We start from the raw sequence: 25,984 nt of genomic DNA, 5'->3' as shown, positions 1-25,984 counted from the left end.
GCGCGGGCATCCACCACACCAGCCGTGAAAGGCCGCCAGCCCATGGCCGTCGCCGCCAAGAACATTCCCGCACCTGACCTCGTTGCCGTGCGTCGCGCTTTGCTCTCCGTCTTCGACAAGACCGGCCTCATCGATTTCGCCAGGGCGCTGGCCTCGGCCGGCGTCGAGCTGGTCTCGACCGGCGGCACGGCAAAGGCGATTGCCGAGGCGGGCCTGGCGGTGCGCGACGTCTCCGAGCTCACCGGTTTTCCAGAAATCATGGATGGCCGCGTCAAGACCTTGCATCCGTCGGTGCATGGCGCGCTGCTTGGCGTGCGCGACGACCCGGAGCATTCGGCTGCGATGCGCAAATACGGCATCGAGCCGATCGATCTGGTCGTCTCCAATCTCTATCCGTTCGAGGAAGTCCGCCGCTCCGACGCCGACTATGCCGCGATCGTCGAGAACATCGACATTGGCGGCCCGGCGATGATCCGCGCCTCGGCCAAGAACCATGCCTATGTCGCCATCGTCACCGACCCCGGCGACTACGCCTCGGTGCTGAACGCGCTGGAGATGAACATCGGCTCGCTGTCGCTGGATTTCCGCAAGAAGCTGGCGGCCAAGGCCTTTGCCCGCACCGCCAGCTATGACGCCGCGATCTCCGGCTGGTTCGCCGAGGCGCTCGAGATCGAACATCCGACATGGCGCGCCTTTGGCGGCAGGCTGGTCGAGGTGATGCGCTACGGCGAGAACCCGCACCAGAGCGCCGGTTTCTACGTCAATGGCGACAAGCGGCCGGGCGTCGCCACGGCGCGCCAGCTGCAGGGCAAGCAGCTGTCCTACAACAACATCAACGACACCGACGCCGCTTTCGAACTGGTCGGCGAATTCGATCCCGGCCGCTCCGCCGCGGTCGCCATCATCAAGCACGCCAACCCGTGCGGCGTCGCCGAAGGCACTTCGCTGAAGGCGGCCTACGCCAAGGCGCTCGCCTGCGATCCGGTCTCGGCCTTCGGCGGCATCGTCGCTGTGAATCGCACCCTCGATGCCGAGGCCGCCGAGGAGATCGTCAAGACCTTTACCGAAGTGATCATCGCACCCGATGCCTCGCAGGGAGCGATCGATATCGTCGCCGCCAGGAAGAATCTGCGCCTGCTGGTCACCGGCGGCCTGCCCGATCCGCGCGCCGCCGGCACTGTCGTGAAATCCGTCGCGGGCGGCATGCTCGTCCAGGGCAGGGACAATGCCGTGGTCGACGACCTCGAGCTGAAGGTGGTGACCAAGCGCGCGCCGACACCTGCCGAAATGGCCGACCTGAAATTCGCCTTCCGCATCGCCAAGCACGTCAAGTCCAACGCCATCGTCTACGTCAGGGATGGCGCCACCGTCGGCATCGGTGCCGGCCAGATGAGCCGCGTCGATTCCTCACGCATCGCCGCCCGCAAGGCGCTCGACGCGGCCGAGGCTGCAGGCCTTGCCGAACCGCTGACCAGGGGTTCGGTCGTCGCCTCCGACGCCTTCTTCCCCTTCGCCGACGGATTGCTGGCGGCGATCGGAGCCGGCGCCACCGCCGTCATCCAGCCCGGCGGCTCGATGAATGACAAGGACGTCATCGCCGCCGCCGACGAGCACGGCATCGCCATGGTGTTTACCGGCGTGAGACACTTCCGGCACTGAGCGTTTCTTCCCTTCTCCCCCTGTGGGAGAAGGTGGATTGGCCCGCAGCGCCAAGACGGTTGAGGGGTGCTGGACGGAGCGCGGTCGGTTCCAAGCTGGAACACCCCTCATCCGACCGAGCTTCGCTCGGCCACCTTCTCCCACAGGGGGAGAAGGAAGAGGCGCTGCTACTATTCCACCGGCTGGTCCGCAGGGTATGGCGTCCTGATCAGGATCGCCATGCCGATCGCCAGGAACAGGATGATCACCGCCATGCCCAGCCGAGCCGAGTCGCTGACGGCGGTGATGGTCGCCACCAGGAACGGCGCCAGGAAACTGGTCGCCCGGCCGGCCAGCGCATAGATGCCGAAATAGCGGCCGGATTCTGCCGCCGTGACGCTGCGCGCCATATAGGAGCGTGACGACGCCTGCACCGGCCCGAAGGCCAGGCCGATCAACAGGCCATACATGATGTAGGCCTTTTCGGCGGCCGTACCGAACAGGCCGCCCGAATCGACTGTCGAAAGCTGTATCAGGCCGAGCAACGTGAAGCCCGGACCAGTCGAAACGACGCCGATCGTGGCGATCGCCAGCATCACCAGCGCAATCATCACCACCACCTTCGAACCGAGCGCGGTGTCGAGGCGCGCCGCGACCCAGCAGCCGAAGATGGCGACGACATTGAGGATGATGCCGAACATGCCGATCTCGGTGATCGACCAGTGGAACATCGCCGCCGCAAAGGTGCCGCCCAGCGCCAGCAGCGCATTGACGCCATCCTGATAGATCATGCGGGCGACGAGGAAGCGGAAGATGCCGCCACGCTGGCGCACTTCGGCCAGCGTCGATTTCAGCTCCGACAGGCCTTCGCGCACCGCCGGCCCGATCGGAATTCCCTTGATCGCATCCGGCGTGAAGAAGAACATCGGCAGGATGAACAGGAAGTACCAGCCCGCCGACAGCGGCCCGGTTGCCCGCGCGTCCTCGCCGAGCTTCGGGTCGAGCCCGAACAGCGGGTCGATGCCGATGATCGTCTTGCCGGTCTCCGGCGAGCCCGCCAGGCAGGTAACGACGAAGATCAGCGCGATCATGCCGCCGAGATAGCCGAGGCCCCAGGCGATGTTGGAAATCCGGCCGATTTCGCTTTTCGGCACCAGCCGCGGCATCATCGAATCGTTGAACACAGTCGAGAATTCCGCCGCCACCGAGGCCAGCGAGAACAAGGCCACGATGAGGAACAGGTTGGAGCCGGGGGCGGCGAACCACAACAGGCAAAGGCTGGTGATCTTGATCGCGGCGAAAAACGCGATCCATGGTTTGCGCGGTCCGGTCTGGTCGGCGATCGACCCGAGGATCGGCGACAGCACGGCAATGACCAGTCCGGCAGCGGCGATGCCATAGCCCCAGACCGCCTGGCCGGTGTTGGGATCGCTCGCCATGCGCGAAACGAAATAGGGGCCGAAGATGAAGGTGGTGACGACGGTGAAGAACGGCTGCGCCGCCCAGTCGAAGAACATCCATCCCCAGATGCCGCGCCCAGACGCACGCTGCACTGTTACCTCGGTCATGTCCCCTCCCAGCATCCGCGCCGCGCGTCGCGCGCCATGTCTGCATGTTTCCGATGGTCATGCAAACGAACAAGCGTCGCGCCGCCGTTCATTGGTTTGCCCGCCTTCATTTCCGATTGAACGGGGGCGAAGGCGCCAACCTCTACCTCCCCCTTGTGGGGAGGTCGGACCGAAGGTCCGGGGGGGGGTGTCCGGCGCCGCCCCCACCCCGCTGCTTCGCAGCGACCCTCCCCACAAGGGGGAGGGTAAGCGCCAAGCGAGGCCTTACATCCCCGTCAGATCGCTCATCAACCCGGACGCGACCGACAGCCGCGACACGGTGATGTCGCCGCCTTCGGTCAGCGCCTGCAGCCGCTCACGGATGCGTGCCACCCGCTCGCCGCCGGCTTCCAGCCAGGCCGCCACCGGATCTGCAACCTTGGCATGGCCGGTGAGCGCCGCGACGGCAATGCCGCGCCGCGCCGCGCCGATCGTGTCGGTGGCGCGCGATAGCGCCAGCTGATCGTAGTAGTCGGAGGGTGTGATCGAGCGCGCCGCGTCTTCAACACGCGGGATGCGGAAGGCATCGCTGACCGCGAAGAACGCCTTGGCCGCGGCGACGATGTCGGCATTGGCCGTTCTGGCCGTGAGCGCAATGTCGGGAATGAGTTCCGCCACCTCGCTCAGCGCCAATTGCTCGGCCAGCTTTTCCGGCGCGCCACTCTTGAACAGCCCGTGCCGCTTCTCCTCGATCCGCTCGCGCGAAAAGGCCGGCAGCAGCGAAACGATCTTGGGCTCCAGTGCCTTGCGTGCGTCCTGCAGTTCGGCGATGCGCTGGCCAAGCGGTACCGTGCCGGCATCGTTCTTGAGATACCAGCCGCTGGTCACGTAGATCAGCCGGCTGACCGCCTGATAGAGATCGAGCTGCACCTGGCCGTCGATCAGATTGTCGAGCGCGTCGATCTCGCGATAGAGCGCCGGCAGCGCAAAGCCGTCGCGCACCACCGCGAAGGTGCGCACCACGGCGGCGGCGGTGCGGCCGGTTGCTTCCTGTAGACGGTTGACGAAGGACGGGCCGCCGCGATTGACCAGGTCATTGGTGACGACGCGCGCAATGATCTCACGGCGCAGCCGGTGGCCGTGGATCTCGGCGGCGTATTTCTTCGCCATCCGGTCCGGGAAATAGCCCATCAGGTCGCGATCGAAATGCGCGTCGTCCGGCACGTCGCTGGCGACGATATCGGAAAACAGCACGATTTTGGCATAGGCGAGCAACACGCCGAGCTCGGCCCTGGTCAGCGGTTCGCCGCGCGCTTCGCGCTCGGCGAGTGCTGCCGGCGACGGCAGTGTCTCGACCACGCGGTCGAGCAGGCCGCGTGCCTCCAGCGCCGTCATGAAGCGGCTCTGATGCGCGATGTCGGCGAGGCCGCGCTTGCGGGCGATCGAAAGCGCCAGCGTCTGTTCGTAATTGTTGGACAGCACCAGTCCGCCAACCTCGCCGGTCATTTCGGCCAGCAGCTTGTTGCGCGCCGGGCGGGTCAACGATCCCTTGCGCATGGCGGACGCCAGCGCGATCTTGATGTTGACCTCGACGTCGGAGCAGTTGACGCCGCCCGAATTGTCGATGGCGTCGGAATTGCAGCGGCCGCCATTCATGCCGAACTCGATGCGCGCCCGCTGCGTGACGCCGAGATTGGCGCCCTCGCCGATCACCTTGGCGCGCACGTCGAGCGCGGTGATGCGGATGGCATCATTGGCGCGGTCGCCGACCTCGGCGTTGGTTTCGCTGGATGCCCTCAAATACGTGCCGATGCCGCCGAACCACAAAAGGTCGACCGGCGCCTTGAGGATGGCGCTCATGATCTCGACCGGCGTGGCGGTCGTCTTGCTTAGGCCGATCGCCGCCGCCGCTGCCGCCGGCAGGGTGATCGACTTCTGGTTGCGCGATACGATGATGCCGCCCGCCGACAGTTTCGTCTTGTCGTAGTCCTGCCAGCTCGAACGCGGCAGGGCGAACATGCGCTCGCGCTCGGCCATCGAAGCGGTCATGTCGGGATCGGGATCGATGAAGATGTCGCGATGGTCGAAGGCGGCGATCAGCCGGGTCGTCGGCGACAACAGCATGCCATTGCCGAACACGTCGCCGGACATGTCGCCGACACCGACGACGGTGAAGGGCGAGGTCTGGATGTCGCGGTTGATCTCGCGGAAATGCCGCTTGACCGCTTCCCAGGCGCCCTTGGCGGTGATGCCCATCTTCTTGTGGTCGTAGCCGGCCGAGCCGCCGCTGGCGAAGGCATCGTCGAGCCAGAAGCCGTGCTTCTCACTGATCGCGTTGGCGGTGTCGGAGAAGGTTGCCGTGCCCTTGTCGGCAGCAACGACGAAATACGGATCGTCCGGGTCGCGGCGTACGACGCCGGCCGGCGGGATGACACCGTCGAGGCCGATATTGTCGGTGATCGACAGCAGGCTGGAGACAAAGTTCTTGTAGGCCGACGTGCCGGCCTCGAAGATCGCGTCGCGGCTGCCGCCCGCCGGCAGGCGCTTGGGGAAGAAGCCGCCCTTGGCGCCGACCGGCACGATGACGGCGTTCTTGACCTGCTGCGCCTTGACCAGGCCGAGCACCTCGGTGCGGTAGTCCTGGGCGCGGTCCGACCAGCGCAGGCCGCCACGCGCCACCGGGCCGAAGCGCAGATGCAGCCCCTCGACCTCGGAGCCGTAGACGAAGATCTCCCGCCACGGCCGCGGCGCCGGCAATCCCTCGACCGCATGCGAATCGAGCTTGATCGCCAGCGACTGGCCCTTCTCCTTCGTATCGGCAACGAAATGATTGGTGCGCAGCGAGGCTTCGATCAGATTGAGGTAGCGGCGGATGATGGTGTCGTCATCGATGTTCGGCACATCCTCCAGCGCATCCTTGATCTTGGCCTTGAGGTGCTTTGCCGCCACCACGCCTTCGGTCTCGGCTGTCGGGCCAAGCCGGGCGATGAACAGCGCATGCAGGCCACGCGCGATGTCGGGATAACGGTTGAGCGCGGCGGCGATGAAATCCTGGCTCTGCGGAATGCCGACCTGCTGCAGATAGCGGCCATAGGCGCGCAGGATGGTGATCTCGCCCGACCACAGCCCGGCGGTTTGGGCGAGGCCGTTATAGCCGTCATTGTCGACGTCGCCGCGCCAGACGGATAGGAACGCGTCCTCGAACAGCGCCCCGCCATCGCCAAGGTCGATCGGCTTGCCGTAGCTGTTCTCCAACTCCATGTCGTGGATGAAGACCATACCGGACTGGTCGTCGCCGACCTCGAAAGTGCGCTCGCTGATGACGCGGAAGCCGATGTTTTCCAGCACCGGCACCCGCCGCGACAGCGCCACCGGGCTGCCGTGGTGATAGATCTTCAACGACGCCTGATGCGGCTTCTGCTCAGCATCACGGTAATAGTCGATGGCGATCGGATAGCCGGCGCTGATCCTGGCGATGCGCCCGGCATCGGCCAGCGCCACCGCCGCGCTGAACGAATCGCGGTAGCTTTCCGGCAGCCGCGCGGCAATAGCCTTCAACCCCTGGTCGCCGCCAGTGGCGTCCGCCGCATCGGAAAGGGCGTCCTCCCAGGTGCGCACGATGTCGCGGATCGCCGCCTCGATCGTCGCTTGCTCGACCTTTGGCGTCTTACCGCCGGAACGGCCGATGACGAAGTGCACACGCGCCAGCCCGCCTTCGGGGAAGGCTGGATAATAGGCCGACAACCGGCCTTCGAACACGGTCTTGAGATAGCTGCCGATCTTCTCGCGCACCACGCTGTCGTAGCGGTCGCGCGGCACAAAGACGAGGATCGAGACGAAGCGGTCGAACTGGTCGGCGCGCACCAGCGCCCGAACGCGCGGCCGCTCGACCAAGCCGAGAATGGCGGCGGCGTGCTTCCTCAGGATCGGCACCGGCACCTGGAACAATTCGTCGCGCGGATAGCTCTCCAGCACGTTGATCAGCGCCTTGCCGGAGTGATCGTGCCGGTCGAAGCCGGACTTGGCGATGATGGTTTCGGCCTTCGACCGGAGATAGGGGATCTTCATCACCGAGCGCGTGTAGGCGGTCGAGGTGAACAGGCCGACGATGCGCAATTCGCCCGCCAGCGTGCCCTTGGGAGTGTAGGTCTTGACGCCGATGTAATCGAGATAGATGCGGCGATGCACGGAAGACTTGGCATTGGCCTTGGTGACGATCAACGGCTCCGGTCCATGCAGGAAGGCGCGGATCTCCGGCGTTGTCGTCACGGCTTCGGTGCCGCGCCTTAGCACCAGCACGTCGGGATCGGCCAGGATGCCGAGACCGGGCTTGTCGGCGCGCTCCAGCGTACCGCTTTCCTCGCCGCCGGTGTATTTGAATTCGCGCATGCCGAGGAAGGTGAAATTGTCGTCGCGCAGCCACTCCAGGAAGGCGATCGCTTCGGCAACGCTCTTCTTGTCGAGCGGCACCGCGGTATAGCGGTACTCCGAGATCGCTTGGTCGAGGCGGGCCAGCATCGGTCTCCAGTCGTGGACGGCAGCATGAACCTGGCCGAGCATCTTGCGCAGCCGCTCGGTCATTCCGGTCGCCTGCTCGGCGGTCAGCCGCGGGATGTGGACATGGATGACGCTCAGCCGGTCGTGGTTGCCGTCGTCCTTGGCGAAATTGCCGTCGCCGAGGATTTCATCGACGCCTGTCTTGCCGTGGCGCACGGTGATGACCGGGTGGGTGACCAGGGTCGGCTCGCCGGCGCTCTCGGTGATCTCGCCGAGGATGGAATCGAACAGGAACGGCATGTTGTCATTGACGACGGTGATGATCGTCACCGGGCGACCCTCGCGGACAACGCCCGAATCGGCATCGACGGCGACGACGCACTCGCCCTTTTTGTGACTGGCGACTGCCTGGCCGGCGAGATCGGCGGCGCGTTCGAGATCGGCCGCTGCGTAGGTTGCGATGTCTTCAGCCGGCGCGCGGGCGAGCAGATAGTCGGCAAGCCTGGCTGGTCTTTCCTCCGTTTTTGTCGCTGCCGTGGCTTTTTTCTTCGACTTGCTTGCGGATTTCACGCTGGCCATGATGCCATTCCCTCCCGTCGCATGCTTTTGCGACTATGGTAGCAGATGACCGCTGTTTGGCGACAAAGGTTTGACGGCTTGCCAAGAATTATCGCAATTCTGCGGCAATCCGCCGCCCACCGAGGAGAAATGACCCATGACCGGCAAGATCACCGCGCTTGACCTTGGCCCGGGAGAGCTGAGCGAGGCGACAAAAACCTATTTCGCCAAATGCGAGGAGAAGCTCGGCCTCGTCCCCAACGTGCTGCGCGCCTACACCTTCGACGACAAGAAACTGCGCGCTTTCACCGATATGTACAACGACCTGATGCTGGGAGAGTCCGGCCTGTCGAAACTGGAACGCGAGATGATCGCGGTCGCCGTCTCCTCGATCAACCATTGCTATTACTGCCTGACCGCGCATGGCGCGGCGGTGCGCCAGCTGTCCGGCGACCCGGCGCTTGGCGAGATGATGGTGATGAATTTCCGCGCCGCCGACCTTTCGCCGAAGCAGACCGCAATGCTCGAATTCGCCGTCAAGCTGACCGAAGAGCCGGCCAAGATCGTCGAGGCCGATCGGGCCGCACTTCGCCAGGCCGGCTTCACCGATCGCGACATCTGGGACATCGCCTCGACCGCCGCCTTCTTCAACATGTCGAACCGCGTGGCGGCGGCAATCGACATGCGGCCGAACGACGAATACCACGCCATGGCGCGGTGAGGCTCGGCGGCCGGAACTCAACCGCACCGTATATTAGCCACCTCGCATTCTCGTTGCATGTTCGCCGCTTTGGTCCGATGATCGCCAGGCGGCGTGACCGCAAGCCGGTTCCATGCCGCTGATCAAGGGAGGAGAACATGGCGAAGTTTCTCTACGTCTATCACGGCTCGGGCAAGATGCCGACCGAGGAGGCCGAACGGAAAGCGGCAATGGACGCCTGGACGGACTGGTACGGCAAGCTCGGCTCGGCCGTGGTCGACGGCGGCAATCCGGTCGGCATGTCGAGGATGTTGCTGCCCGGTGGCAAGGTCGAGAACAATGGCGGCAGCAATCCAACGGCCGGCTACACAATCGTCGAAGCAAGAGACATCGACGATGCCGTCGGCAAGGCCAGGGACTGCCCTATCCTGATGGACCCGGGTTTCAGCGTCGAGATCGCGCCAATCATTGAAATGATGTGACGCGGCGTTTGTTTAAGCACGATCTCTCCTGCCGAAGGCCAGAGAAGCAAAAAACGGTTCCCGTTTTTCGCTGATGCGGTCCTTCGGTTCGGATTTATGCTCTGTCAGCGCGCCGCGATCGCCGCGGCAGCGCCGGCCATCGTCGTCGCGCTGACGCGGTTGGAGATCTTCATGGCGCGCTTGCTCTTCAACAGCTTGCGCGCCTGCGAGGCGGCAAGCACCCAGGCGAGATCGATGGCGACCAACACCACGGCCATGGTCGCCGTCAATTCGACCCAGCCGACGATGCTGACCGAAGCAAGGTCGATGATCGTTGGCAGCAGCGCCAGATAGAACATCATGATCTTGGGGTTGCCGAGCGTCACCGCCATGCCGGCGAAGAACAGTTTTGCCGGCGAATCCTCACGCGGCATTTCGCCTGCGTTTGCCTCGACCGGCGCGGTCCACATCTTCAAGGCAAGATAAGCGAGATAGGCGACGCCGATCCATTTCACCACGACGAAAGCGAAGTGAAAACTCTGCGCCACGACAGCCAAGCCGAACACCGCCAGCGACAGCCAGATGCCCTCGCCGATCCACATGGCGAGCAGGAACGGGAACACGTCGCGAAACCCTTTAGAGATGACGCGGGCGACGAGTGCAGCGATCGACGGGCCGGGCGAGCCGGCGGCAACGAATAAAGCGGCGGCAAAGATCAGGAGCGATGTGAGGTGCATGGCAGTGCCTTCAAGCGTTGGGGAGCGGACGATACCTGATCGGCGGCGATTTGGCACCCTGCGGCCTGCTGCGAAATTCACCCTCTGATTGCAGCCCTTGCCGTACCCATCGGGTGCGGCTAGAAGAGCCGCCGCGAAACAATTTCGAGCTTCATTTTGCCTCAGTAACCGCCGGTCTCGTCAACTCCCCCGACACACTGCATGGCGCCGCATTCGCGGTGCCTGTTTTCATTTTCATGTGTTCCTCTGGGCGGCGGTTCGAGACCGGTTTGGCACTGCTGAACCGCTGTCGCGCGCTGTCCGCCGTGACATCTGATTCCGATCATAGCTAGCTATCGCCACGCCGTGCCCGCATGGGCATCTCGACATCGCCGGCCTGATGAACTTCCCGACGGGAAGGCTTATCGGCATGTCTGGCACCTTGCGTGTCCACTGGGCGATCACGCCCAAGACCGCACCTCGCCCGCTCATCAACTGCAACCGCTGCGGCACTGTGAAGGCCTATTGCTGCAGCGGGAAATTCCGCGTCAACGCCAACGGCAAGCGTATTGACGTCTGGCTGATCTACCGCTGCGTCGATTGCGACAATTCCTGGAATTTCGGCATTCTGGAGCGCTGCAACCGCCGCGACATCGAGCCGGCGCTGCTGGCCGCGCTCGAAAGCAACGATCCGGCGCTCGCCCGGCGCCATGCTTTCGATGTCATTGCACTGCGCAACCGGGTGGGACATGTCGAGGAGTTCCCCGATGTCGCCGTGCACAAGCAGAGACTTGGCGACACGAGGGAAAGCTCAACCGGATTGGAACTCCAGCTCCGGCTCGAAATGCCGACATCGTTGCGGCTAGACCGCTTGCTCGCCAACGAACTCGGCGTCTCGCGATCGCGGCTTCAGGCGCTGGAAGAGCGGCGATTGTTGATCGTTGACCCGGAAGGCGCCAAAGCCTTGCGCAAACCGGCCCGGCAGGGAACGACGATCCGGATCGACCTGGCTGGCGAGCCTGATCGGGAGCACATCATCTTGGCTGCCGGTGGATAAACGAAGAGGGGCGAAGCATGCTTCGCCCCTCTCGACTTTGGGAAAAGAGGATTAAGCCGCGCCGACCGCCTTGGCCGACTTCTCGAAGCGCTTGCGCTCGTTGGGGTCGAGATAGAGCTTGCGCAGCCGGATGGTCTTCGGCGTCACCTCGACCAGTTCGTCGTCCTGGATCCAGGCCAGCGCGCGCTCCAGCGTCATGCGGATCGGCGGCGTCAGCTTGACCGCCTCGTCCTTGCCGGCGGCGCGGATGTTGGTGAGCTTCTTGCCCTTCAGCACGTTCACTTCCAGGTCGTTGTCTCTGGAGTGGATGCCGATGATCATGCCCTGATAGACTTTGACGCCGGGATCGATGACCATCGGGCCACGGTCTTCCAGGTTCCACATGGCGTAGGCCACCGCCTCGCCCTGCTCGTTGGAGATCAGCACGCCATTGGTGCGGCCCGGCAATTCGCCCCTGTAGGGCTCATAGGCATGGAACAGCCGGTTCATCACGGCGGTGCCGCGCGTGTCGGTCAACAGTTCCGACTGATAGCCGATCAGGCCGCGCGTCGGCGCGTGGAAGACGATGCGCTGGCGGTTGCCGCCCGACGGGCGCAGCTCGACCATCTCGGCCTTGCGCTCCGACATCTTCTGCACGACGATGCCGGCGTGCTCCTCGTCGACGTCGATGACGACTTCCTCGACCGGCTCCAGCAATTCGCCGTTCTCGCCCTTCTGCATGACGACGCGCGGACGCGACACGGCGATCTCGAAACCTTCGCGGCGCATCGTCTCGATCAGCACGGCCAGCTGCAATTCGCCGCGGCCTGAGACGAAGAACGAATCCTTGTCGGGCGATTCCTCGATCTTCAGCGCGACATTGCCTTCGGCCTCGCGCAGCAGGCGGTCGCGGATGACGCGGCTGGTCACCTTGTCGCCTTCGGTGCCGGCAAGCGGGCTGTCGTTGACCAGGAAGGACATGGTCACGGTCGGCGGATCGATCGGCTGCGCATGCAGCGGCTCGGTCACTGCCGGATCACAGAACGTATCGGCAACGGTGCCCTTCGACAGGCCGGCAATGGCGACGATGTCGCCCGCCTGCGCTTCCTCGATCGGCTGGCGTTCGAGGCCGCGGAAAGCGAGGATCTTGGAGATACGGCCGGTCTCGACCAACGTACCGTCATGGTGCAGCACCTTGACCGGCTGGTTGGACTTCAGCGTACCAGATTCGATTCGGCCGGTGATGATGCGGCCAAGGAACGGATTGGCTTCCAGGATGGTGCCGATCATGCGGAACGGCCCGGGATGAACGGTCGGCGCCGGCACATGCTTGATGACGAGATCGAACAGCGGCGCCAGGCCCTGGTCCTTGGGACCTTCCGGATTTTCGGAAACCCAGCCGTCGCGGCCTGAACCGTAGAGGATCGGGAAGTCGAGCTGCTCGTCGGTGGCGTCGAGCGCTGCGAACAGGTCGAACACCTCGTTAACCACCTCGACATGGCGGGCGTCCGGACGGTCGATCTTGTTGATGACGACGATCGGCTTCAGGCCGACCTTGAGCGCCTTGCCGACGACGAACTTGGTCTGCGGCATCGGCCCCTCGGCGGCGTCGACCAGCACGATGGCCGAATCCACCATCGACAGGATGCGCTCGACCTCGCCGCCGAAATCGGCGTGGCCGGGCGTGTCGACGATGTTGATGCGGGTGTCCTTCCAGTCGACCGAGGTCGCCTTGGCCAGGATGGTGATGCCGCGTTCCTTTTCGAGGTCGTTGGAATCCATGGCGCGCTCGGCAACGCGCTGATTGTCGCGGAAGGAGCCGGATTGCCGGAGCAATTGGTCGACGAGGGTGGTTTTTCCATGGTCGACGTGCGCGATGATCGCGATATTACGAATTTTCATGTTCTGGTCTCGGAAGCGTTGCGGGCAGCAGGCCAAAAGGCGCTGCCTCTTTCGGTTGCGCGGCTCATACAGGGTTTTTCGCAGTTGCGAAAGAGGCGGCGCGACACCAAATACTCATCAAATCTTAAGCATCTGCGTGTGAGATGATTTTGTTAACCAAGGCGGGAACCTTTCGGGTCCCGGACAGTTCGAACGTCATGACCGATAAACTCAACCGATTTTGGCCGCTCATCGCGTCCGCTGCCTTTGCCGTCCTGCTGGCGGTCAACGCCGCGCAGTCGGCCGCGACGCAGAAGGAGGCACGGCCAGCCTTGCCGACCGATGCGCCATCCGCCGAGCAGGTTTTCGCCAACGCCCCCGACGGGGTCGACCCGATGGTGACCGGGCCGGTCAGCGCCGCCTTCAAGCAGAGGCAGGACGCCGCCAACTGCGACAGCGCCGTCTGGCCCAACATCCCGATGGTCTGCTACCCCGACTGACGACCGCTGCCAGCGGTCGTCATCCCAGAGATGACGAAGGTCGGCTTACGCCGACCGCACCGGGTCGAGCGTGACCTTGTAGAGCTCGTTGTCGTCGCGATCCATCAGCCGCACCGTCATCTGTTCGCTGGCGCCGTTGATATCGACCAGCCCGAAGAACTGCAGGCCGGCTGACGGCGGCAGGTTCTGGCCTTGCTCGGCGGTCGGCGCCTTGATGAACTTCAGCTCCGGACCGAACGTCATGTCGAAATCGTTCGGGCCGAACGTGCCGGCATGGATCGGCCCTGAGACGAACTCCCAGAACGGATTGAAATCCTGGAACTGCGCCTTGTCGGGATTGTAGTAGTGCGCGGCGGTGTAATGCACGTCGGCGGTCAGCCAGACAGTGTTGCTGATGCCGGCGTTCTTGATGAAGCGCAGCAGATCGGCGATCTCGAGTTCGCGTCCCTTGGCCGGGCCGTTGTCGCCGTTGCTGACCGCTTCGGCGCCGACCTTTTTGGCGCCATCGTCCCAGACCACGAGGCCGAGCGGCATGTCGGCGGCGATGATTTTCCAGGTCGCCTTCGAATTCGCCAGTTCGCGCTTCAGCCATTTCGTCTGCTGTTCGCCGAGCATGCGCGATTGCGGCGTCATCTCCGTCTGCATGTCCGGACCGTTGGGGCCGCGATAGGACCTCATGTCGAGGAAGAACACGTCGAGCAGCGGCCCGTAGGCAATCTTGCGATAGACGCGGCCGGGCTCGGACGGTTCGTAGCGGATCGTCGTCATTTCATGGAAGGCGCGCGCCGCGCGTGCCGCCAGCACGTGGATCGATTTCTCGGTGTAGCGGTTGTCGGCGCTGAGATCCTTCGAATCCGACCAGTTGTTGAGCACCTCGTGGTCGTCCCACTGGTAGAAGGTCGGGCAGATGGCGCTCAAGCCGAGCACGTTCCTGTCCATCATGTTGTATTTCCACTGGTCCCGGTATTCGTCCAGCGTCTCGGCGACCTTGCGCTTGCCATCGATCAGCACGACGTTCTTCCACTTGCCGCCGCCGGGCAGGTCGACCTCGTCCTTCATGGCGCCGTCGGCATAGATGGTGTCGCCCGAATGCAGGAAGAAATCGGGAGTGTGCTTGCCGATCGTAGCGTAGGTCTTCATGCCGGTCTCGTCGATGCCCCAGCCTTGGCCGGCGGTGTCGCCCGACCAGGCGAACTTGATGTCGCGCCTGGAGGCGGGCGCGGTGCGGAAGCGGCCGGTGATCGGCTCGGAGACGGCGTTGATATCGGCAAGGTCGGCGGCCGTCATGCGGTAGAAGATGTCCTGGTCGGAAGCGAGGTCGGTGAGCAGCCGCTTGACCGTATAGTCGCTGGCCGGCGAGGTATCGAGCGACGCCAGGCGGACGGCATCGGTGAAACTTTCGGTCGACGACACTTCGAACATGACGCGCGATGGGCGATCGGTACGCGTCCACACCATGCCGCTGGTGGCATCGACATCGCCTGACTGGACGCCATGGGTAAAGCCCGGGCGCTGGTTGGCGCGCGAATAGTATGGCAGCGCCAGGCTGGAGGCGCCGACCAGGCCAACGGCGCTGGCGGAGGTGACGAAAGCGCGGCGGGTCATCGAGAGCTTGTTCATGGCTGTCTCCTGGATGGCTTGAACGGTGCCGCCAAACTCCAGCGTCAATGTTTCAGGCACATCTCGAAACCATGAAGGTTTTCTGACGATCAACAGGCGGGCTGCTGATCTCCCCCACGTGGGGGAGATTGGCAGGTTGGACGACGGCGACTACGCTGCCTGCGGCTCCGGCTCGAACGCCGGGCGGCTGGTGTTGATCAGCAGCGAGATACAGGCGGCGGCGATTGCCGTCATGCCGGCGATCAGGAAGGCCAGCTCATAATTGCCCTGCAGCTCACGCATGGTGCCGCCAAAGGCAGCCGCAGTGGCCGCACCGATTTGGTGACCGGCGACGATCCAGCCGAACACGATCGGCCCGCTCCGGTCGCCGAACGCCTCGTTGGCAAGCCGCAGCGTCGGCGGCACGGTGGCGATCCAGTCGAGGCCGTAGAGCACCGCGAAGATGATCAGGCTGGTCGCCGAGAAGCCGGAATAGGGCAGGTAGATCAGCGACAGGCCACGGATGCCATAATAGACGCCGAGCAGCTTGCGCGGATCGAAACGGTCGGTGAGCCAGCCCGACAGCGTCGTGCCGATCAGATCGAAAATGCCCATCATAGACAACAGACCAGCAGCCTGCACCTCGCCGATGCCCATGTCGCCGCAAAACGCGATCAGATGCGTGCCGACCAGTCCGTTGGTGGTGAAGCCGCAGACGAAGAAGGTGGCGAACAGGTACCAGAACACCCGCGTGCCGGCGGCGCGGCGCAGCGTCGAGAACGTATGCGCGAGGAAATTGCCTTGCGATGCGGGTGGCGTCGGCGGCACGTCGTCGGCATCGGCGCCATAGCGCACCATGCCGATCGAAGCCGGCCTCTCCGGCACCAGCAGCCAGACCAGCGGTATCAGAGCCGCGGTGGCGATCGCAACAGCGATGACGACCGGCTGCCAGCCACCCGACTGCGCCAGCGCGGCGATCAGCGGCAGGAACACCAGCATGCCTGAGGCACTGGAGGCCGACATCAACCCCATGACAAGACCGCGATTGGTCTTGAACCAGCGATTGACGATGGTGGCGCCAAGTACGCTGGCGACGGCGCCGGAACCAATTCCCGAGAACACGCCCCAGGTGATGAACAGATGCCAGGGCTTGGTCATCAAGAGGCTGAGCGCGGTCGAGCCCGACATCACCACCAGCGAGGCAAGCAGCGTGCGGCGCAACCCTATCCGCTCCATCAGGGCTGCGGCAAATGGACCGGTGAGGCCGTAGAGTAGGATGCCAACGCCGGCGGCCAGCGAGATGATGTCGCGCCGCCAGCCGAAACTGTTCTCCAGCGGCAGCATCATGACGGCGGGCGCCGACCGCAAGCCGGCCGCGACCAGCAAACAGAGAAAGATGACGCCGACCACGACAAAGGCGTAGCGCTGGCCAAAGGGACGGGATTGAGCTATCATGTTACTGACCGGTACGTTGCAGGGGTGAGAACATCTATACGTACCGATCGGTAACACGTCAATCGAGTTCCATGATGCCAACGGACAAAAATATTGAACTGACCATCAGCGACGGTCATGCGTCGCCGCCGAAAGCCGCCAAGAAGATCCTCGATGTCGCCTACGACCTGTTTTACCGGCGCGGCATCCGGGCGATCGGCGTCGACGAGATCGTCAGGCGGGCCGGCGTCACCAAGCCCAGCCTCTATCGCAGCTTTCCGTCCAAGGATGAGCTGGCGGCTTCCTATCTCAGGCAATATGACCTGGAATACTGGGAGCGTTTCGATGAGGCGGTCGCCACCCATCCCGGCGACCCGCGCGCCCAGATCAAGGCTTTCCTGACCCGCATCGGCAAGCGCACGCAAGTGGCGGAATATCGCGGCTGCGGCATGACCAACGCGGCGGTCGAGTACCCCGAACACAGCCATCCGGCCCGCGTGGTCAGCGAGGCCAACAAGCAGGAGTTGCGCCGACGGCTGCGCGCCATGGCGGTTGTGATGGGAGCGCAAGACCCTGACACGCTGGGCGACGGCCTGCTGCTCCTGATCGAAGGCGCCTATATCAGCGGCCAGTTGTTCGGGCTCGGCGGCCCAGCGCAGTCGGTCGCCCGCAATGCCGACCTGCTGATCGAAGCGAGCTTGAAGAAATAGCGTTTGGCGCTACGCTTCGGTGGGTTGCAACGGAGATCGTCCGCCATGCGTGCCATTCTGATCCCGCTTGCCCTCGCCGGCCTGTGTCAGGCGGCCCATGCCGACGGCATCTCAAGCGCCTATAGCGATCTCGATTGGAAGAAGGACTGCGTGACCTACGCGCAGGCCGAGGAAGGCGACGGCGACTGGGCCGATCTCGCCTGTTCCGGCTATCGCGGCTATCCCGTGCTGGTCGCCTATGACGATGCCCGTGAATCGCTGTTCTATGGATTTCCGCCGGGCGGCGACATGACATCAGTCTGGGAGAGTTTTTCCGGCTTCAATTCCTCCGGAGCCAAGGTCGAGTGGCGCATCGAGACCAATGGCGAAAAGGCCGTGCCGTTTGCCGTGATCCACCGCCGCTCGATCAGCAATCCTGAGGATCAGAACAAGCCGACCGAGGTGCTGCTCGTCGCCAAGGTCGGCCAGATGGACGCGCGCGACGGCTGCACGGTCGGCCTGGTGCTGGCCACCGGCAATCCCGCCGCCAACGATCAGGCGCGCAAACTCGCCGACGAGAAAGCCCGCACCTTCGCCTGCGGCAAGGACAAGCACACCGTCATCGGCAACGTGCCGGCTTTCGGCCGCGTCGACAACTGACCAGTCGGGCTACTTGCTCGCCTTCGCCCGCTCGATCGCGTCGACGATCATCTTCTTGGCATATTTGGAATCGTGCCAGCCTTCGATCTTGACCCATTTGCCGGGCTCGAGATCCTTATAGTGCTCGAAGAAGTGCTGCACCTGCTGGCGCGTGATGTCGGGCAGCTGGGTATATTCGGTGACGTTCTCGTAGCGCAGCGTCAACTTCGGCGACGGCACGGCGATGATCTTTTCGTCCTGGCCGGCATTGTCTTCCATGATCAGCACGCCGATCGGCCTGACATTGATGACGCAGCCCGGCACCAATGCGCGCGTGTTGCAGATCAGCACGTCTATGGGATCGCCATCACCCGACAACGTGTGCGGCACGAAGCCGTAATTGCCGGGGTAGCGCATCGAGGTGTGCAGGAAGCGATCGACGAACAGCGTGCCGGCCTCCTTGTCCATCTCGTACTTGATCGGCTCGCCACCGATCGGCACCTCGATGATGACGTTGACGTCCTCAGGCGGATTCTTTCCGCTGGCTATGGCTTCAATGCGCATGGCTTTGTCCCTCTTATCGATGAAACGATCGATAGCGGGCGCTGCGGCGCTGCGCAATGCGGCGAATGGTGCTGGACACGGTCGGCGGGCGTGGTGGCCGGAAGGCCGGGCTGTCACTCCCAGACGAAAGCGACCTTCTTCAGCGCCTTCTGCTCGAAGATTTCGACACCCTCGGCAACATCACGGCCGCCGGCGCCGGCATAGAAGGCGAGTGCGTTCTGGTTGTCTTCCAGCGCCCACACCACCATGCCCTTCAGCCCGTGATCGGCCAGACGCGCCCTGGCCGCCGCGAACAAACGGCTGCCGAGCCCGATACCCTGATATTCCGGGCGCAGGTACAATTCGTAGATTTCGCCCTGCTGCCGCAGTTCCCGGGCGCGGTTCTTGCCGATCGTCGCATAGCCGGCGATCTGGCCGCCGATCTCGACCACCAGAACGGTGGCGGCGCGGCGGATGGCATTCGCCCACCAGTCGGCGCCGCGGCGGTTGATCATCGACGTTAGGGTACGGTGCGGAATGATGCCTGAATAGGCGCCGCGCCAGGCCTGCAGGTGCACCTCGGCGATGTCGCCAGCGTCGCGCGGCTCGGCCTTCCGGATGTCGATCGTGAGCGTATTCATGATTTGTTAACCATAAACCCGCATCGCCCGATTGCAAGAGTCAGGGCAGCCCGCCGATCGCTTTCTCACAGGCGATCATCGCCTCAATGAGGTGCCTTCGATTCCGTCTTGGAAAGGCTCAGATCTCGACGAGATGGTCGTCGAGTTCGTTGGCGTCGCCCGAGGTGACCGGGAAATGCTCGGCCAGCACCGCCCCCACCGATTCGATCGCCTTGACGAAGCCATCGGCAAGCCGGTCGTCGCCGGCATGCGCGGTCAAGTCGCGGACGACGCCATCCCAGACATGCTGGCCGACCTTGGCATCGATGCCCGAGTCGGCGACCACCTCGGCGTAGTGCTCGGCGATCGAGACGAAGACCAGCACGCCGGTGCGCGCCGTCGTGCGGTGGACGTTGCGGGCAAGGAACTGCTTGATCGCATTGGCGTGCGCCGCCTGATAACGCAGCCGCCTCGGCACCAGATGGATGCGCAGGCCGGGCAGCGCCCATAACAAGGCCATGACACAGGCCAGCGCCAGCAGCTGGGCGATGACGAAGTGCGGCAGCCGGATCGACAGCCACCAGGCCTCCAGTCCGTAGCCGACGGCAAGGCTGACGATCAGCATGCCTGCCGTCGCCATGAAGGCGGCCGGGAAGAAATAGCCATCGCTGGCATGCGCCACGACGCAGTAGATCTCGCCATCGGTCCTGGCTTCGGCAGCGCGGATCGCCGCGGCGATGCGCTCATGATCTTCTGGACTGATCGGTCGTGTCACCATGATCTTGTCTCACCAGCTTCCTGAAGAACCACCACCACCGGACGAACCGCCGCCGCCGGAAAACCCGCCACTGCTGCTCGAACCCGACGACCAGCCACTGCCCGAACTTCCCGACGACCAGCCGCTGCCCGACGACGAACCCGTCGTCCAACCGCTGCCCGACGATCCGCTCGGTCCGCGGCCGTAACGGAATGTCATGCCCAGCCATTTGTACACGCCCGGCGACAGCTTCGTGCCGAACATCGGCGGCAGGAACGCCATCGCCAACCCGCCGAAGAACATTGTCCCCCACAGGATCAGGAACACCGCGACGATAGGGTCGATGGGAGTGCTGTTGTCGGTGGGATTGCGGTGACCGCGCGCTTCCAGCTCCTCCGGATTGCCTTCCAGCACCAAGACCATGTCGTCGACGGCCTTGCTGATGCCGCCGGAGAAATCGCCGGCGCGGAAGGCCGGCACCATGTCGTTTTCGATGATCAGCTTGGTGTGCAGGTCGGTCAGCGTGCCTTCCAGCCCATAGCCGACCTCAATGCGCATCTTGCGGTCGTTCTTGGCCACCAGCAAAAGCACGCCATTGTTCTCGCCGGCCTGGCCGAGTTTCCAGAAGCGGAACAGCCGGTTGGCGTAAGGTTCGATCCCTTCGCCATCGAGGCTATTGATGGTCGCTACGACGATCTGGTCGGAGCCCTTTGTCTCGAAATCGGCGAGTTTTTGCGTCAGCGCCGCCTTGGTGGCGGGGTCGATGATGCCGGCATTGTCGACGACACGGCCCGTCAGCGCCGGCAGTTCGGCGGCAAGGGCCGTGAAACAGCAGAACAGCACGGCAGCCAATACGATCAAGGCAGCGCCGATCGCCGCAGCCGGGCGGCTGGGTGTCGTCGGATCGATGCTGCGTATCGTCATGCCATCACCAGCTTCCCGAAGAACCGCCGCCGCCGGACGAACCGCCGCCGCCGGAAAAGCCGCCGCCGCTGCCACCCGAAGACCAGCCACCGCCGGAACTGCCCGACGACCAGCCGCCACCGGAGGACCGCCGGTGTGGTTCGAAGGTCATGCCGAGCCAGCGATAGCGGCCGGGACCAAGCTTCTGGCCGAAGATCGGCGGCAGAACGGAAACCGCCATGCTGCCGAAGAAGATGATCGCCCAGATGCCGATGAACACCGCGAAGAACAGATCGTCGGTGTTGAAGGGCGGCTGCTGGTTGCGCTCGCCCCGCGCCACCAACTCCTCCGGATTGCCTTCCAGCACCATGACCATGTCGTCGACGGCTTTGCTGATGCCGCCGGAGAAATCGCCGGCGCGGAACGCCGGCACCATGTCGTTTTCGATGATCAGCTTGGTATGCAGGTCGGTCAGCGTGCCTTCCAGCCCATAGCCGACCTCGATGCGCATCTTGCGGTCGTTCTTGGCCACCAGCAGCAGGACGCCGTTGTTTTCCTTCGCCTGGCCAAGTTTCCAGAAGCGGAACAGCCGGTTGGCGTAGGGCTCGATCTCTTCACCATCGAGGCTATTGATGGTGGCGACGACGATCTGGTCGGAGCCCTTGGTCTCGAAATCGGCAAGTCTTTGCGTCAGCGCCGCCTTGGTGGCGGGGTCGATGATGCCCGCATTGTCGACGACACGCCCGGTCAGGGCGGGCAGGTCGGCGGCGAGAGCGAGAGGAAGGAAGAGAAAGCCTAGAATGGCATACAGCAAGGCAAGGTTGGCGATCCGTCGCGCCCCCCAAGATTGGCGAAAGCGGAGGCGACAGCCAATCTCCCCCCTTGAGGGGGAGATGTCCGGCGGGACAAAGGGGGGTGTGGACACGCCTGCGGTCCGTCTCGTCAGGATGCGATACTAGGAGATTTGCCGGCTTCGCCGCTCACCCGCCCTGCTTCGTGCCGAAATCGACCTTCGGCGTCTGCAGCTTGTCGTCGTCGATGGTGAAGTTGGCGAAGGGCTGGTTGCTGCGGAACCAGAAGGTCGCCCACAGCACCGAGGGGAAGGTCCTCAGCGTCAGATTGTAGTCCTTCACCGCCTGGATGTAATCGCGCCGCGCCACCGCGATGCGGTTTTCGGTGCCCTCGAGTTGCGCCTGCAGCGCCAGGAAATTCTGGTTGGCCTTGAGATCCGGATAGGCTTCCGACACCGCGATCAGCCGTGACAACGCGCTTGTCAGCCCCGCCTGGGCATCCTGGAACTTCTTGAGGGCTTCCGGGTCTTTCAGCGTTTCCGGCGTCACCGTTATCTGCGTTGCCTTGGCGCGCGCTTCAACCACCGCGTCGAGCGTGTCCTTTTCGTGCGCCGCATAGCCCTTGACCGTCTCGACGAGGTTGGGGATCAGGTCGGCGCGGCGCTGATACTGGTTCAGCACCTCGCTCCATGCCGCCTTGGCGTTTTCCTCCGCCGTCGGGATGGTGTTGTAGCCACAGCCGGCAAGCAGCGGCAACACGATCGCCATCATCAGGAAGGCGGGCAGCGTGCGGAATATGGACGGTGGAGCAAGGCGCTGGGCAAACATGATGGGGTCCCTCGGTAGAAGTTGCATGCGAAGCATTACCACAATCGGCGCGCAAGAAAACGGCCTCGGCCGCGCAGCCCACCTGGCATGCCGCATGCAATCGCAAGGCCCTGTGATTGGCCGCGCGAACGCGATAAGGTCCGGGCAAAACGGGACATCATCATGGCGGAACGCCAGGACAGCGACAGGGAATCGCGCCGTATCCTCGAACGCATCGCGCACGAGACGGATCCGGCCGGCAATTCGTTTGTGGGGCGAACCACGAAAGGCGTGCGCGACCACGTCACCGCGGCCGATGCCGACCGTGCCGACCCGATCGAAATTTGGGGCACGCGCATTGGCCGGACAATCGGCCTGCTGCTGACGCTGGGCCTGATGGTCTGGCTCGTGCTTTACGTCATCCGGGGCAGTTAGGAATCAACGAACAATGAGCGCCGAACAAACCGACGCGCCGCGTGCGGTCATCGTCATTTCCAGCCATGTCGCGCGCGGCTCGGTCGGCAACCGAGCCGCTGTCTTTGCGCTGGAGACGCTGGGCTTTCCGGTATGGGCGGTGCCCACCGTCGTTCTGCCCTGGCATCCAGGCCATGGGCGGGCAACGCGGATCGTGCCGCCGCTCGACCAGTTCAAGGCGCTGATGGCCGATCTCGAGCGCGCGCCATGGCTGGGCGAGGTCGGCGCCGTGCTGTCGGGCTATCTCGGCGAGGCCGGCCAGGCCGAGGCCGTTGCCTCGCTGGTTGCCGCGGTGAAGGCTAGGACGCCCGATGCCGTCTTTATCTGCGATCCGGTGATGGGCGATTCGGGTGGCCTGTATGTGCCGGAACCGACTGCTGCTGCCCTGCGCGACCGGCTGATGCCGATCGCCGATATCGCCACGCCCAACCGCTACGAACTGGAATGGATGGCCGGAGCCCCTTTGCCAGACCTCAAATCAGTGATCGCGGCGGCGCTCCACGCCGGCCCATCGACCATGCTGGTCACCTCGGCGCCCTCGATGATGACCGGCGGCACCGGCAATCTTCTGCTCGACGGCAACCAGGTGCTGCTGGCCGAGCACCGCCTGATCGACAAGCCGCCGAATGGTCTCGGCGACCTGACGGCGGCCGTGTACCTGGCGCGCATCCTCTCCGGCCAGCCGCCGATCAAGGCGCTGCAGTCGACGACGGCGGCGGTCTACGAGATCCTGGCGCGCACCGCCAAGCGCGGCGGCGACGAACTGCAGCTCGAAACCGATGCGCAGAGCCTGTCGCACCCGATGGCGATGGTACAGCTTCGCCACCTCACGCATCCGGGGCGGGACCGCCGGGCGTGACTCCAGCCGCGGCCGCCATGCTTGTCGGCGTCGATGGCTGCAAGGCCGGCTGGATCGCCGTGCGGCGCGATCCCGGTTCGACACCTCGTAGCTCCTGCATGGCACCTTCCGTCAATGTCTTCGCGAGCTTCGTCGCCCTGCTTGCATCGCTCCCGGCTGACGCGGTCATCGCTGTCGACATGCCGATCGGCCTGCCCGAGTTTTCACAAAAGGGCGGACGCGGGCCGGAGGCGCTGGTGCGGCCGCTGCTCGGGCAGCGACAATCCAGCGTCTTCTCGATCCCGTCCCGCGCCGCGCTCTATGCCGACACCAACGACTTTACCACCATCGAAGCGTGGTACGCCGCGCATCGCCGGGCAAGCGAGGTGGCCAAGACCACATCCGACCCGCCGCGCGGCGTTTCGATCCAGGCATTTGGTATCTTTTCGAAGATCCGCGAGATCGACACCTTGTTGATCGCACATCCCGAATTGCGCAGCCGCGTCTTCGAATCGCATCCGGAAGTCGCTTTCTGCCGGCTGAACGGCGATCAGGCCATGCAGTTGCCCAAGAAGATCAAGGGCAGCATCAATCCGGCCGGCATGACGGAACGCAAGGCGCTGCTAAACCGGCACGGCTATGAGATGGGCTTTCTCGATCAGGCGCCGCCGCGCGGTGCCGCCGCCGACGATTTTCTTGACGCGGCGGCGATGATGCTGATTGCCGGTCGTATCGCCGGCGGTGAAGCGCGGCCGTTTCCCGACCCGCCGGGCCGCGACAGTTTCGGGATCCCCGTCGCCATCTGGGCGTGAACCTGGGCAAGTCCAGGAAAGTGCGAGACGGTTTTCCGTCCGGAATTGCGTCAAGAGACAAGTCCAGCCACGCATCTTGCACGGCGATTGCCGGGCAGCCATCTGCAATTCGGCATTGCCCGCAACAGGCTTTTGCCGTTAGAGCCTCTTTTGAGCAATTCCAGGAAAAGTGTGAAACGGTTTTCCGTCCGGAATTGCGTCGAAGCAAACAGATAGAACGGTTCGGCTTTTCCGTGAAACGGTGAACCGCTCTAGACCGCAACGAGCTGCCGCATCCAACCCGGAAAGGCTCCAGACGCCGCCCATGCCTCATCTCCCCGACCACCTTCTCGCCGGCTACCGCAATTTCATGACCGGCCGCTATCTCACCGAGAGCGGACGCTATCGCGAGCTTGCCCGCGAAGGCCAGGCGCCAGAAACGATGATCGTCGCCTGTTGCGACTCCCGCGCGGCTCCCGAAGCGATCTTCGACGCCGGGCCCGGCGAACTGTTCGTGCTCCGCAATGTCGGCAATCTGGTGCCGCCCTACGCGCCGGACGGCGAGTTCCATTCAACCTCTGCCGCACTCGAATTCGCCGTGCAGAGTCTCAAGGTGAAAAACATCGTCGTCATGGGCCATGGCCGCTGCGGCGGCATCCGCGCCGCGCTCGACACCAATTCCGCACCGCTGTCTCCAGGCGACTTCATCGGCAAATGGATGAGCCTGATCGCGCCAGCGGCCGAGACCGTGTCCTCCAGCACCTTCATGACGGCGTCGGAGCGGCAGACCGCGCTGGAGCGTATTTCGATCCGCTATTCCATCGCCAATCTCCGGACCTTTCCTTGCGTCTCGATCCTCGAAGGCAAGGGGCGGCTGTCGCTGCACGGCGCCTGGTTCGACATCTCGACCGGCGAACTCTGGGTGATGAACAAGGAGACCGGCGATTTCGAACGGCCGGAGATGACATAGACGATGATTCCGAACCGAAGGACAGCGGCGAAAAGTGGGAACCGGTTTTTCGGGTAAGATCGCGGTCAAACGGGAAGATGGAGGCAGCGCATGATGGGAGATCGCCGTTCGGTCACTTTCGTCGCGGCAGCGTTGCTGTTTTCGATCATTCCTGTCCGCGCCGACGATGGCGCCCTCATCAGCCGCTGGTATTCAGCACTGCTGGTCGCCGACCGCACCGAACTGTCCGACCTGCTCGCCGATGACGTCCGCATAAAGCTGGAAGACCTCGGCATCGTGCAAAGCAAGCAGGAATTCATCGCCTCGATCGACGAATGGCAAGGCGCCGTCGCGGGTGCGGAGATCCGGCACCGGATCGAAAAGAGCGAAGGCGGCGTCACCACGGTGATCGCCTGCTACGACTTCCCCAACAACGACATGCTGATGCAGGAAACCTTCGCGGTGACCGACAACCGCATCACCGCCAGCTCGCAAGCGGCGATCGCCGAAAATTGCGACGGCTACTGACACGATCCTGAACGACGGCACGGTTGCGTGCGGCAAATCTGCGCCCTACATCGGGGTGACCCGCCCTTTCCTTCGCTGCCAACATTCG

At 64.0% G+C, this 25,984-nt stretch carries 24 protein-coding genes; 12 read left to right on the top strand and 12 right to left on the bottom strand.

Features of this window, described 5'->3' with window-relative positions:
• Positions 1 to 42 precede the first annotated feature (42 nt).
• Entirely contained in the window at positions 43 to 1,659 is a 1,617-nt protein-coding gene (gene purH, locus ACFSOZ_RS06440) for a bifunctional phosphoribosylaminoimidazolecarboxamide formyltransferase/IMP cyclohydrolase (protein ID WP_379094874.1), read from the top strand.
• Between the two features lie 170 nt (positions 1,660 to 1,829).
• Here the strand turns inward: purH and ACFSOZ_RS06435 are convergent, their stop codons facing one another.
• Together ACFSOZ_RS06435 and ACFSOZ_RS06430 are read right to left on the bottom strand one after the other, a co-directional pair.
• Entirely contained in the window at positions 1,830 to 3,206 is a 1,377-nt protein-coding gene (locus ACFSOZ_RS06435; RefSeq protein ID WP_379094871.1) for an MFS transporter, read from the bottom strand.
• A gap of 264 nt (positions 3,207 to 3,470) precedes the next feature.
• Positions 3,471 to 8,261, bottom strand: a complete 4,791-nt coding sequence (locus ACFSOZ_RS06430) for an NAD-glutamate dehydrogenase (protein ID WP_379094868.1) — start codon at positions 8,259 to 8,261, stop codon at positions 3,471 to 3,473.
• Between the two features lie 136 nt (positions 8,262 to 8,397).
• Here ACFSOZ_RS06430 and ACFSOZ_RS06425 point away from each other — a divergent pair, with 136 nt between their 5' ends.
• Positions 8,398 to 8,961 (top strand): peroxidase-related enzyme, encoded by a 564-nt coding sequence (locus ACFSOZ_RS06425; protein ID WP_379094865.1) that lies wholly within the window; start codon positions 8,398 to 8,400, stop codon positions 8,959 to 8,961.
• Between the two features lie 137 nt (positions 8,962 to 9,098).
• A complete protein-coding gene (locus tag ACFSOZ_RS06420; protein WP_379094862.1) occupies positions 9,099 to 9,422 on the top strand; it encodes a YciI family protein in 324 nt (107 codons plus the stop codon).
• Between the two features lie 104 nt (positions 9,423 to 9,526).
• Here the strand turns inward: ACFSOZ_RS06420 and ACFSOZ_RS06415 are convergent, their stop codons facing one another.
• Positions 9,527 to 10,138, bottom strand: coding sequence for a LysE family translocator (locus ACFSOZ_RS06415; protein ID WP_379094859.1), 612 nt, complete (start codon positions 10,136 to 10,138; stop codon positions 9,527 to 9,529).
• Between the two features lie 409 nt (positions 10,139 to 10,547).
• On the opposite strand from ACFSOZ_RS06415, the gene ACFSOZ_RS06410 reads away from it, so the two are divergent.
• Complete coding sequence (locus ACFSOZ_RS06410; protein WP_379094856.1) at positions 10,548 to 11,174, top strand: DUF1062 domain-containing protein; 627 nt, start codon at positions 10,548 to 10,550, stop codon at positions 11,172 to 11,174.
• Positions 11,175 to 11,225: 51 nt separating this feature from the next.
• Here ACFSOZ_RS06410 and typA read toward each other — a convergent pair whose 3' ends face one another.
• Positions 11,226 to 13,055, bottom strand: a complete 1,830-nt coding sequence (gene typA, locus ACFSOZ_RS06405; protein WP_379094853.1) for a translational GTPase TypA — start codon at positions 13,053 to 13,055, stop codon at positions 11,226 to 11,228.
• A 197-nt stretch (positions 13,056 to 13,252) separates the two neighbouring features.
• On the opposite strand from typA, the gene ACFSOZ_RS06400 reads away from it, so the two are divergent.
• A complete protein-coding gene (locus ACFSOZ_RS06400; RefSeq protein WP_379094850.1) occupies positions 13,253 to 13,534 on the top strand; it encodes a hypothetical protein in 282 nt (93 codons plus the stop codon).
• A gap of 45 nt (positions 13,535 to 13,579) precedes the next feature.
• Here the strand turns inward: ACFSOZ_RS06400 and ACFSOZ_RS06395 are convergent, their stop codons facing one another.
• Positions 13,580 to 15,154 (bottom strand): alkaline phosphatase D family protein, encoded by a 1,575-nt coding sequence (locus ACFSOZ_RS06395; protein WP_379094847.1) that lies wholly within the window; start codon positions 15,152 to 15,154, stop codon positions 13,580 to 13,582.
• 150 nt (positions 15,155 to 15,304) lie between these two features.
• Positions 15,305 to 16,588: an MFS transporter gene (locus ACFSOZ_RS06390; protein WP_379094845.1), complete on the bottom strand. Its 1,284-nt coding sequence runs from the start codon at positions 16,586 to 16,588 to the stop codon at positions 15,305 to 15,307.
• Between the two features lie 74 nt (positions 16,589 to 16,662).
• On the opposite strand from ACFSOZ_RS06390, the gene ACFSOZ_RS06385 reads away from it, so the two are divergent.
• Complete coding sequence (locus tag ACFSOZ_RS06385) at positions 16,663 to 17,277, top strand: TetR/AcrR family transcriptional regulator (protein WP_379094842.1); 615 nt, start codon at positions 16,663 to 16,665, stop codon at positions 17,275 to 17,277.
• Positions 17,278 to 17,322: 45 nt separating this feature from the next.
• Complete coding sequence (locus ACFSOZ_RS06380) at positions 17,323 to 17,916, top strand: hypothetical protein (protein WP_379094840.1); 594 nt, start codon at positions 17,323 to 17,325, stop codon at positions 17,914 to 17,916.
• A 9-nt stretch (positions 17,917 to 17,925) separates the two neighbouring features.
• Here the strand turns inward: ACFSOZ_RS06380 and ppa are convergent, their stop codons facing one another.
• The 6 genes from ppa to ACFSOZ_RS06350 form a co-directional block, all read right to left on the bottom strand.
• A complete protein-coding gene (ppa, locus tag ACFSOZ_RS06375; RefSeq protein ID WP_379094837.1) occupies positions 17,926 to 18,459 on the bottom strand; it encodes an inorganic diphosphatase in 534 nt (177 codons plus the stop codon).
• Positions 18,460 to 18,572: 113 nt separating this feature from the next.
• Positions 18,573 to 19,079: a GNAT family N-acetyltransferase gene (locus ACFSOZ_RS06370; protein ID WP_379094834.1), complete on the bottom strand. Its 507-nt coding sequence runs from the start codon at positions 19,077 to 19,079 to the stop codon at positions 18,573 to 18,575.
• A 118-nt stretch (positions 19,080 to 19,197) separates the two neighbouring features.
• Positions 19,198 to 19,836 carry a TPM domain-containing protein gene (locus tag ACFSOZ_RS06365; RefSeq protein WP_379094831.1) on the bottom strand — a complete coding sequence of 213 codons (639 nt, stop codon included), beginning with the start codon at positions 19,834 to 19,836 and terminating at the stop codon, positions 19,198 to 19,200.
• A gap of 9 nt (positions 19,837 to 19,845) precedes the next feature.
• Positions 19,846 to 20,739, bottom strand: a complete 894-nt coding sequence (locus tag ACFSOZ_RS06360; protein WP_379094828.1) for a TPM domain-containing protein — start codon at positions 20,737 to 20,739, stop codon at positions 19,846 to 19,848.
• Positions 20,740 to 20,743: 4 nt separating this feature from the next.
• A complete protein-coding gene (locus ACFSOZ_RS06355) occupies positions 20,744 to 21,532 on the bottom strand; it encodes a TPM domain-containing protein (RefSeq protein WP_379094825.1) in 789 nt (262 codons plus the stop codon).
• A gap of 166 nt (positions 21,533 to 21,698) precedes the next feature.
• The gene (locus ACFSOZ_RS06350) at positions 21,699 to 22,337 is read right to left on the bottom strand and encodes a LemA family protein (RefSeq protein WP_379094822.1); all 639 of its coding nucleotides are present in this window, start codon (positions 22,335 to 22,337) and stop codon (positions 21,699 to 21,701) included.
• Positions 22,338 to 22,499: 162 nt separating this feature from the next.
• Here ACFSOZ_RS06350 and ACFSOZ_RS06345 point away from each other — a divergent pair, with 162 nt between their 5' ends.
• The 5 genes from ACFSOZ_RS06345 (at position 22,500) to ACFSOZ_RS06325 (ending at position 25,896) form a co-directional block, all read left to right on the top strand.
• On the top strand, positions 22,500 to 22,751 hold the full coding sequence (locus tag ACFSOZ_RS06345; protein WP_379094819.1) for a hypothetical protein: 252 nt from the start codon (positions 22,500 to 22,502) through the stop codon (positions 22,749 to 22,751).
• Positions 22,752 to 22,764: 13 nt separating this feature from the next.
• Positions 22,765 to 23,649, top strand: a complete 885-nt coding sequence (pdxY, locus tag ACFSOZ_RS06340; protein WP_379094816.1) for a pyridoxal kinase PdxY — start codon at positions 22,765 to 22,767, stop codon at positions 23,647 to 23,649.
• A gap of 17 nt (positions 23,650 to 23,666) precedes the next feature.
• Entirely contained in the window at positions 23,667 to 24,440 is a 774-nt protein-coding gene (locus ACFSOZ_RS06335; protein WP_379095003.1) for a DUF429 domain-containing protein, read from the top strand.
• Between the two features lie 304 nt (positions 24,441 to 24,744).
• Positions 24,745 to 25,389: a carbonic anhydrase gene (locus ACFSOZ_RS06330; RefSeq protein ID WP_379094813.1), complete on the top strand. Its 645-nt coding sequence runs from the start codon at positions 24,745 to 24,747 to the stop codon at positions 25,387 to 25,389.
• A gap of 90 nt (positions 25,390 to 25,479) precedes the next feature.
• Entirely contained in the window at positions 25,480 to 25,896 is a 417-nt protein-coding gene (locus ACFSOZ_RS06325; protein ID WP_379094810.1) for a nuclear transport factor 2 family protein, read from the top strand.
• Positions 25,897 to 25,984 lie beyond the last annotated feature (88 nt).

Source organism: Mesorhizobium newzealandense (assembly GCF_042682145.1).
Classification (GTDB): domain Bacteria; phylum Pseudomonadota; class Alphaproteobacteria; order Rhizobiales; family Rhizobiaceae; genus Mesorhizobium; species Mesorhizobium newzealandense.
Note: the sequence above shows the minus strand (reverse complement) of the source record. Positions and strands in the feature narration are given on the sequence as shown.

What these genes read in the sequence shown, in the direction of transcription:
- ACFSOZ_RS06360 (WP_379094828.1), bottom strand. Translation starts at nt 20,739, where the DNA reads ATGACGATACGCAGCATCGATCCGACGACACCCAGCCGCCCGGCTGCG.
- ACFSOZ_RS06365 (WP_379094831.1), bottom strand. Translation starts at nt 19,836, where the DNA reads ATGGTGACACGACCGATCAGTCCAGAAGATCATGAGCGCATCGCCGCG.
- ACFSOZ_RS06345 (WP_379094819.1), top strand. Translation starts at nt 22,500, where the DNA reads ATGGCGGAACGCCAGGACAGCGACAGGGAATCGCGCCGTATCCTCGAA.
- ACFSOZ_RS06435 (WP_379094871.1), bottom strand. Translation starts at nt 3,206, where the DNA reads ATGACCGAGGTAACAGTGCAGCGTGCGTCTGGGCGCGGCATCTGGGGA.
- ACFSOZ_RS06385 (WP_379094842.1), top strand. Translation starts at nt 16,663, where the DNA reads ATGCCAACGGACAAAAATATTGAACTGACCATCAGCGACGGTCATGCG.
- ACFSOZ_RS06420 (WP_379094862.1), top strand. Translation starts at nt 9,099, where the DNA reads ATGGCGAAGTTTCTCTACGTCTATCACGGCTCGGGCAAGATGCCGACC.
- ACFSOZ_RS06350 (WP_379094822.1), bottom strand. Translation starts at nt 22,337, where the DNA reads ATGTTTGCCCAGCGCCTTGCTCCACCGTCCATATTCCGCACGCTGCCC.
- ACFSOZ_RS06390 (WP_379094845.1), bottom strand. Translation starts at nt 16,588, where the DNA reads ATGATAGCTCAATCCCGTCCCTTTGGCCAGCGCTACGCCTTTGTCGTG.
- pdxY (WP_379094816.1), top strand. Translation starts at nt 22,765, where the DNA reads ATGAGCGCCGAACAAACCGACGCGCCGCGTGCGGTCATCGTCATTTCC.
- ppa (WP_379094837.1), bottom strand. Translation starts at nt 18,459, where the DNA reads ATGCGCATTGAAGCCATAGCCAGCGGAAAGAATCCGCCTGAGGACGTC.
- ACFSOZ_RS06335 (WP_379095003.1), top strand. Translation starts at nt 23,667, where the DNA reads ATGCTTGTCGGCGTCGATGGCTGCAAGGCCGGCTGGATCGCCGTGCGG.
- ACFSOZ_RS06330 (WP_379094813.1), top strand. Translation starts at nt 24,745, where the DNA reads ATGCCTCATCTCCCCGACCACCTTCTCGCCGGCTACCGCAATTTCATG.
- purH (WP_379094874.1), top strand. Translation starts at nt 43, where the DNA reads ATGGCCGTCGCCGCCAAGAACATTCCCGCACCTGACCTCGTTGCCGTG.
- ACFSOZ_RS06395 (WP_379094847.1), bottom strand. Translation starts at nt 15,154, where the DNA reads ATGAACAAGCTCTCGATGACCCGCCGCGCTTTCGTCACCTCCGCCAGC.
- ACFSOZ_RS06400 (WP_379094850.1), top strand. Translation starts at nt 13,253, where the DNA reads ATGACCGATAAACTCAACCGATTTTGGCCGCTCATCGCGTCCGCTGCC.
- typA (WP_379094853.1), bottom strand. Translation starts at nt 13,055, where the DNA reads ATGAAAATTCGTAATATCGCGATCATCGCGCACGTCGACCATGGAAAA.
- ACFSOZ_RS06325 (WP_379094810.1), top strand. Translation starts at nt 25,480, where the DNA reads ATGATGGGAGATCGCCGTTCGGTCACTTTCGTCGCGGCAGCGTTGCTG.
- ACFSOZ_RS06430 (WP_379094868.1), bottom strand. Translation starts at nt 8,261, where the DNA reads ATGGCCAGCGTGAAATCCGCAAGCAAGTCGAAGAAAAAAGCCACGGCA.
- ACFSOZ_RS06380 (WP_379094840.1), top strand. Translation starts at nt 17,323, where the DNA reads ATGCGTGCCATTCTGATCCCGCTTGCCCTCGCCGGCCTGTGTCAGGCG.
- ACFSOZ_RS06425 (WP_379094865.1), top strand. Translation starts at nt 8,398, where the DNA reads ATGACCGGCAAGATCACCGCGCTTGACCTTGGCCCGGGAGAGCTGAGC.
- ACFSOZ_RS06370 (WP_379094834.1), bottom strand. Translation starts at nt 19,079, where the DNA reads ATGAATACGCTCACGATCGACATCCGGAAGGCCGAGCCGCGCGACGCT.
- ACFSOZ_RS06415 (WP_379094859.1), bottom strand. Translation starts at nt 10,138, where the DNA reads ATGCACCTCACATCGCTCCTGATCTTTGCCGCCGCTTTATTCGTTGCC.
- ACFSOZ_RS06410 (WP_379094856.1), top strand. Translation starts at nt 10,548, where the DNA reads ATGTCTGGCACCTTGCGTGTCCACTGGGCGATCACGCCCAAGACCGCA.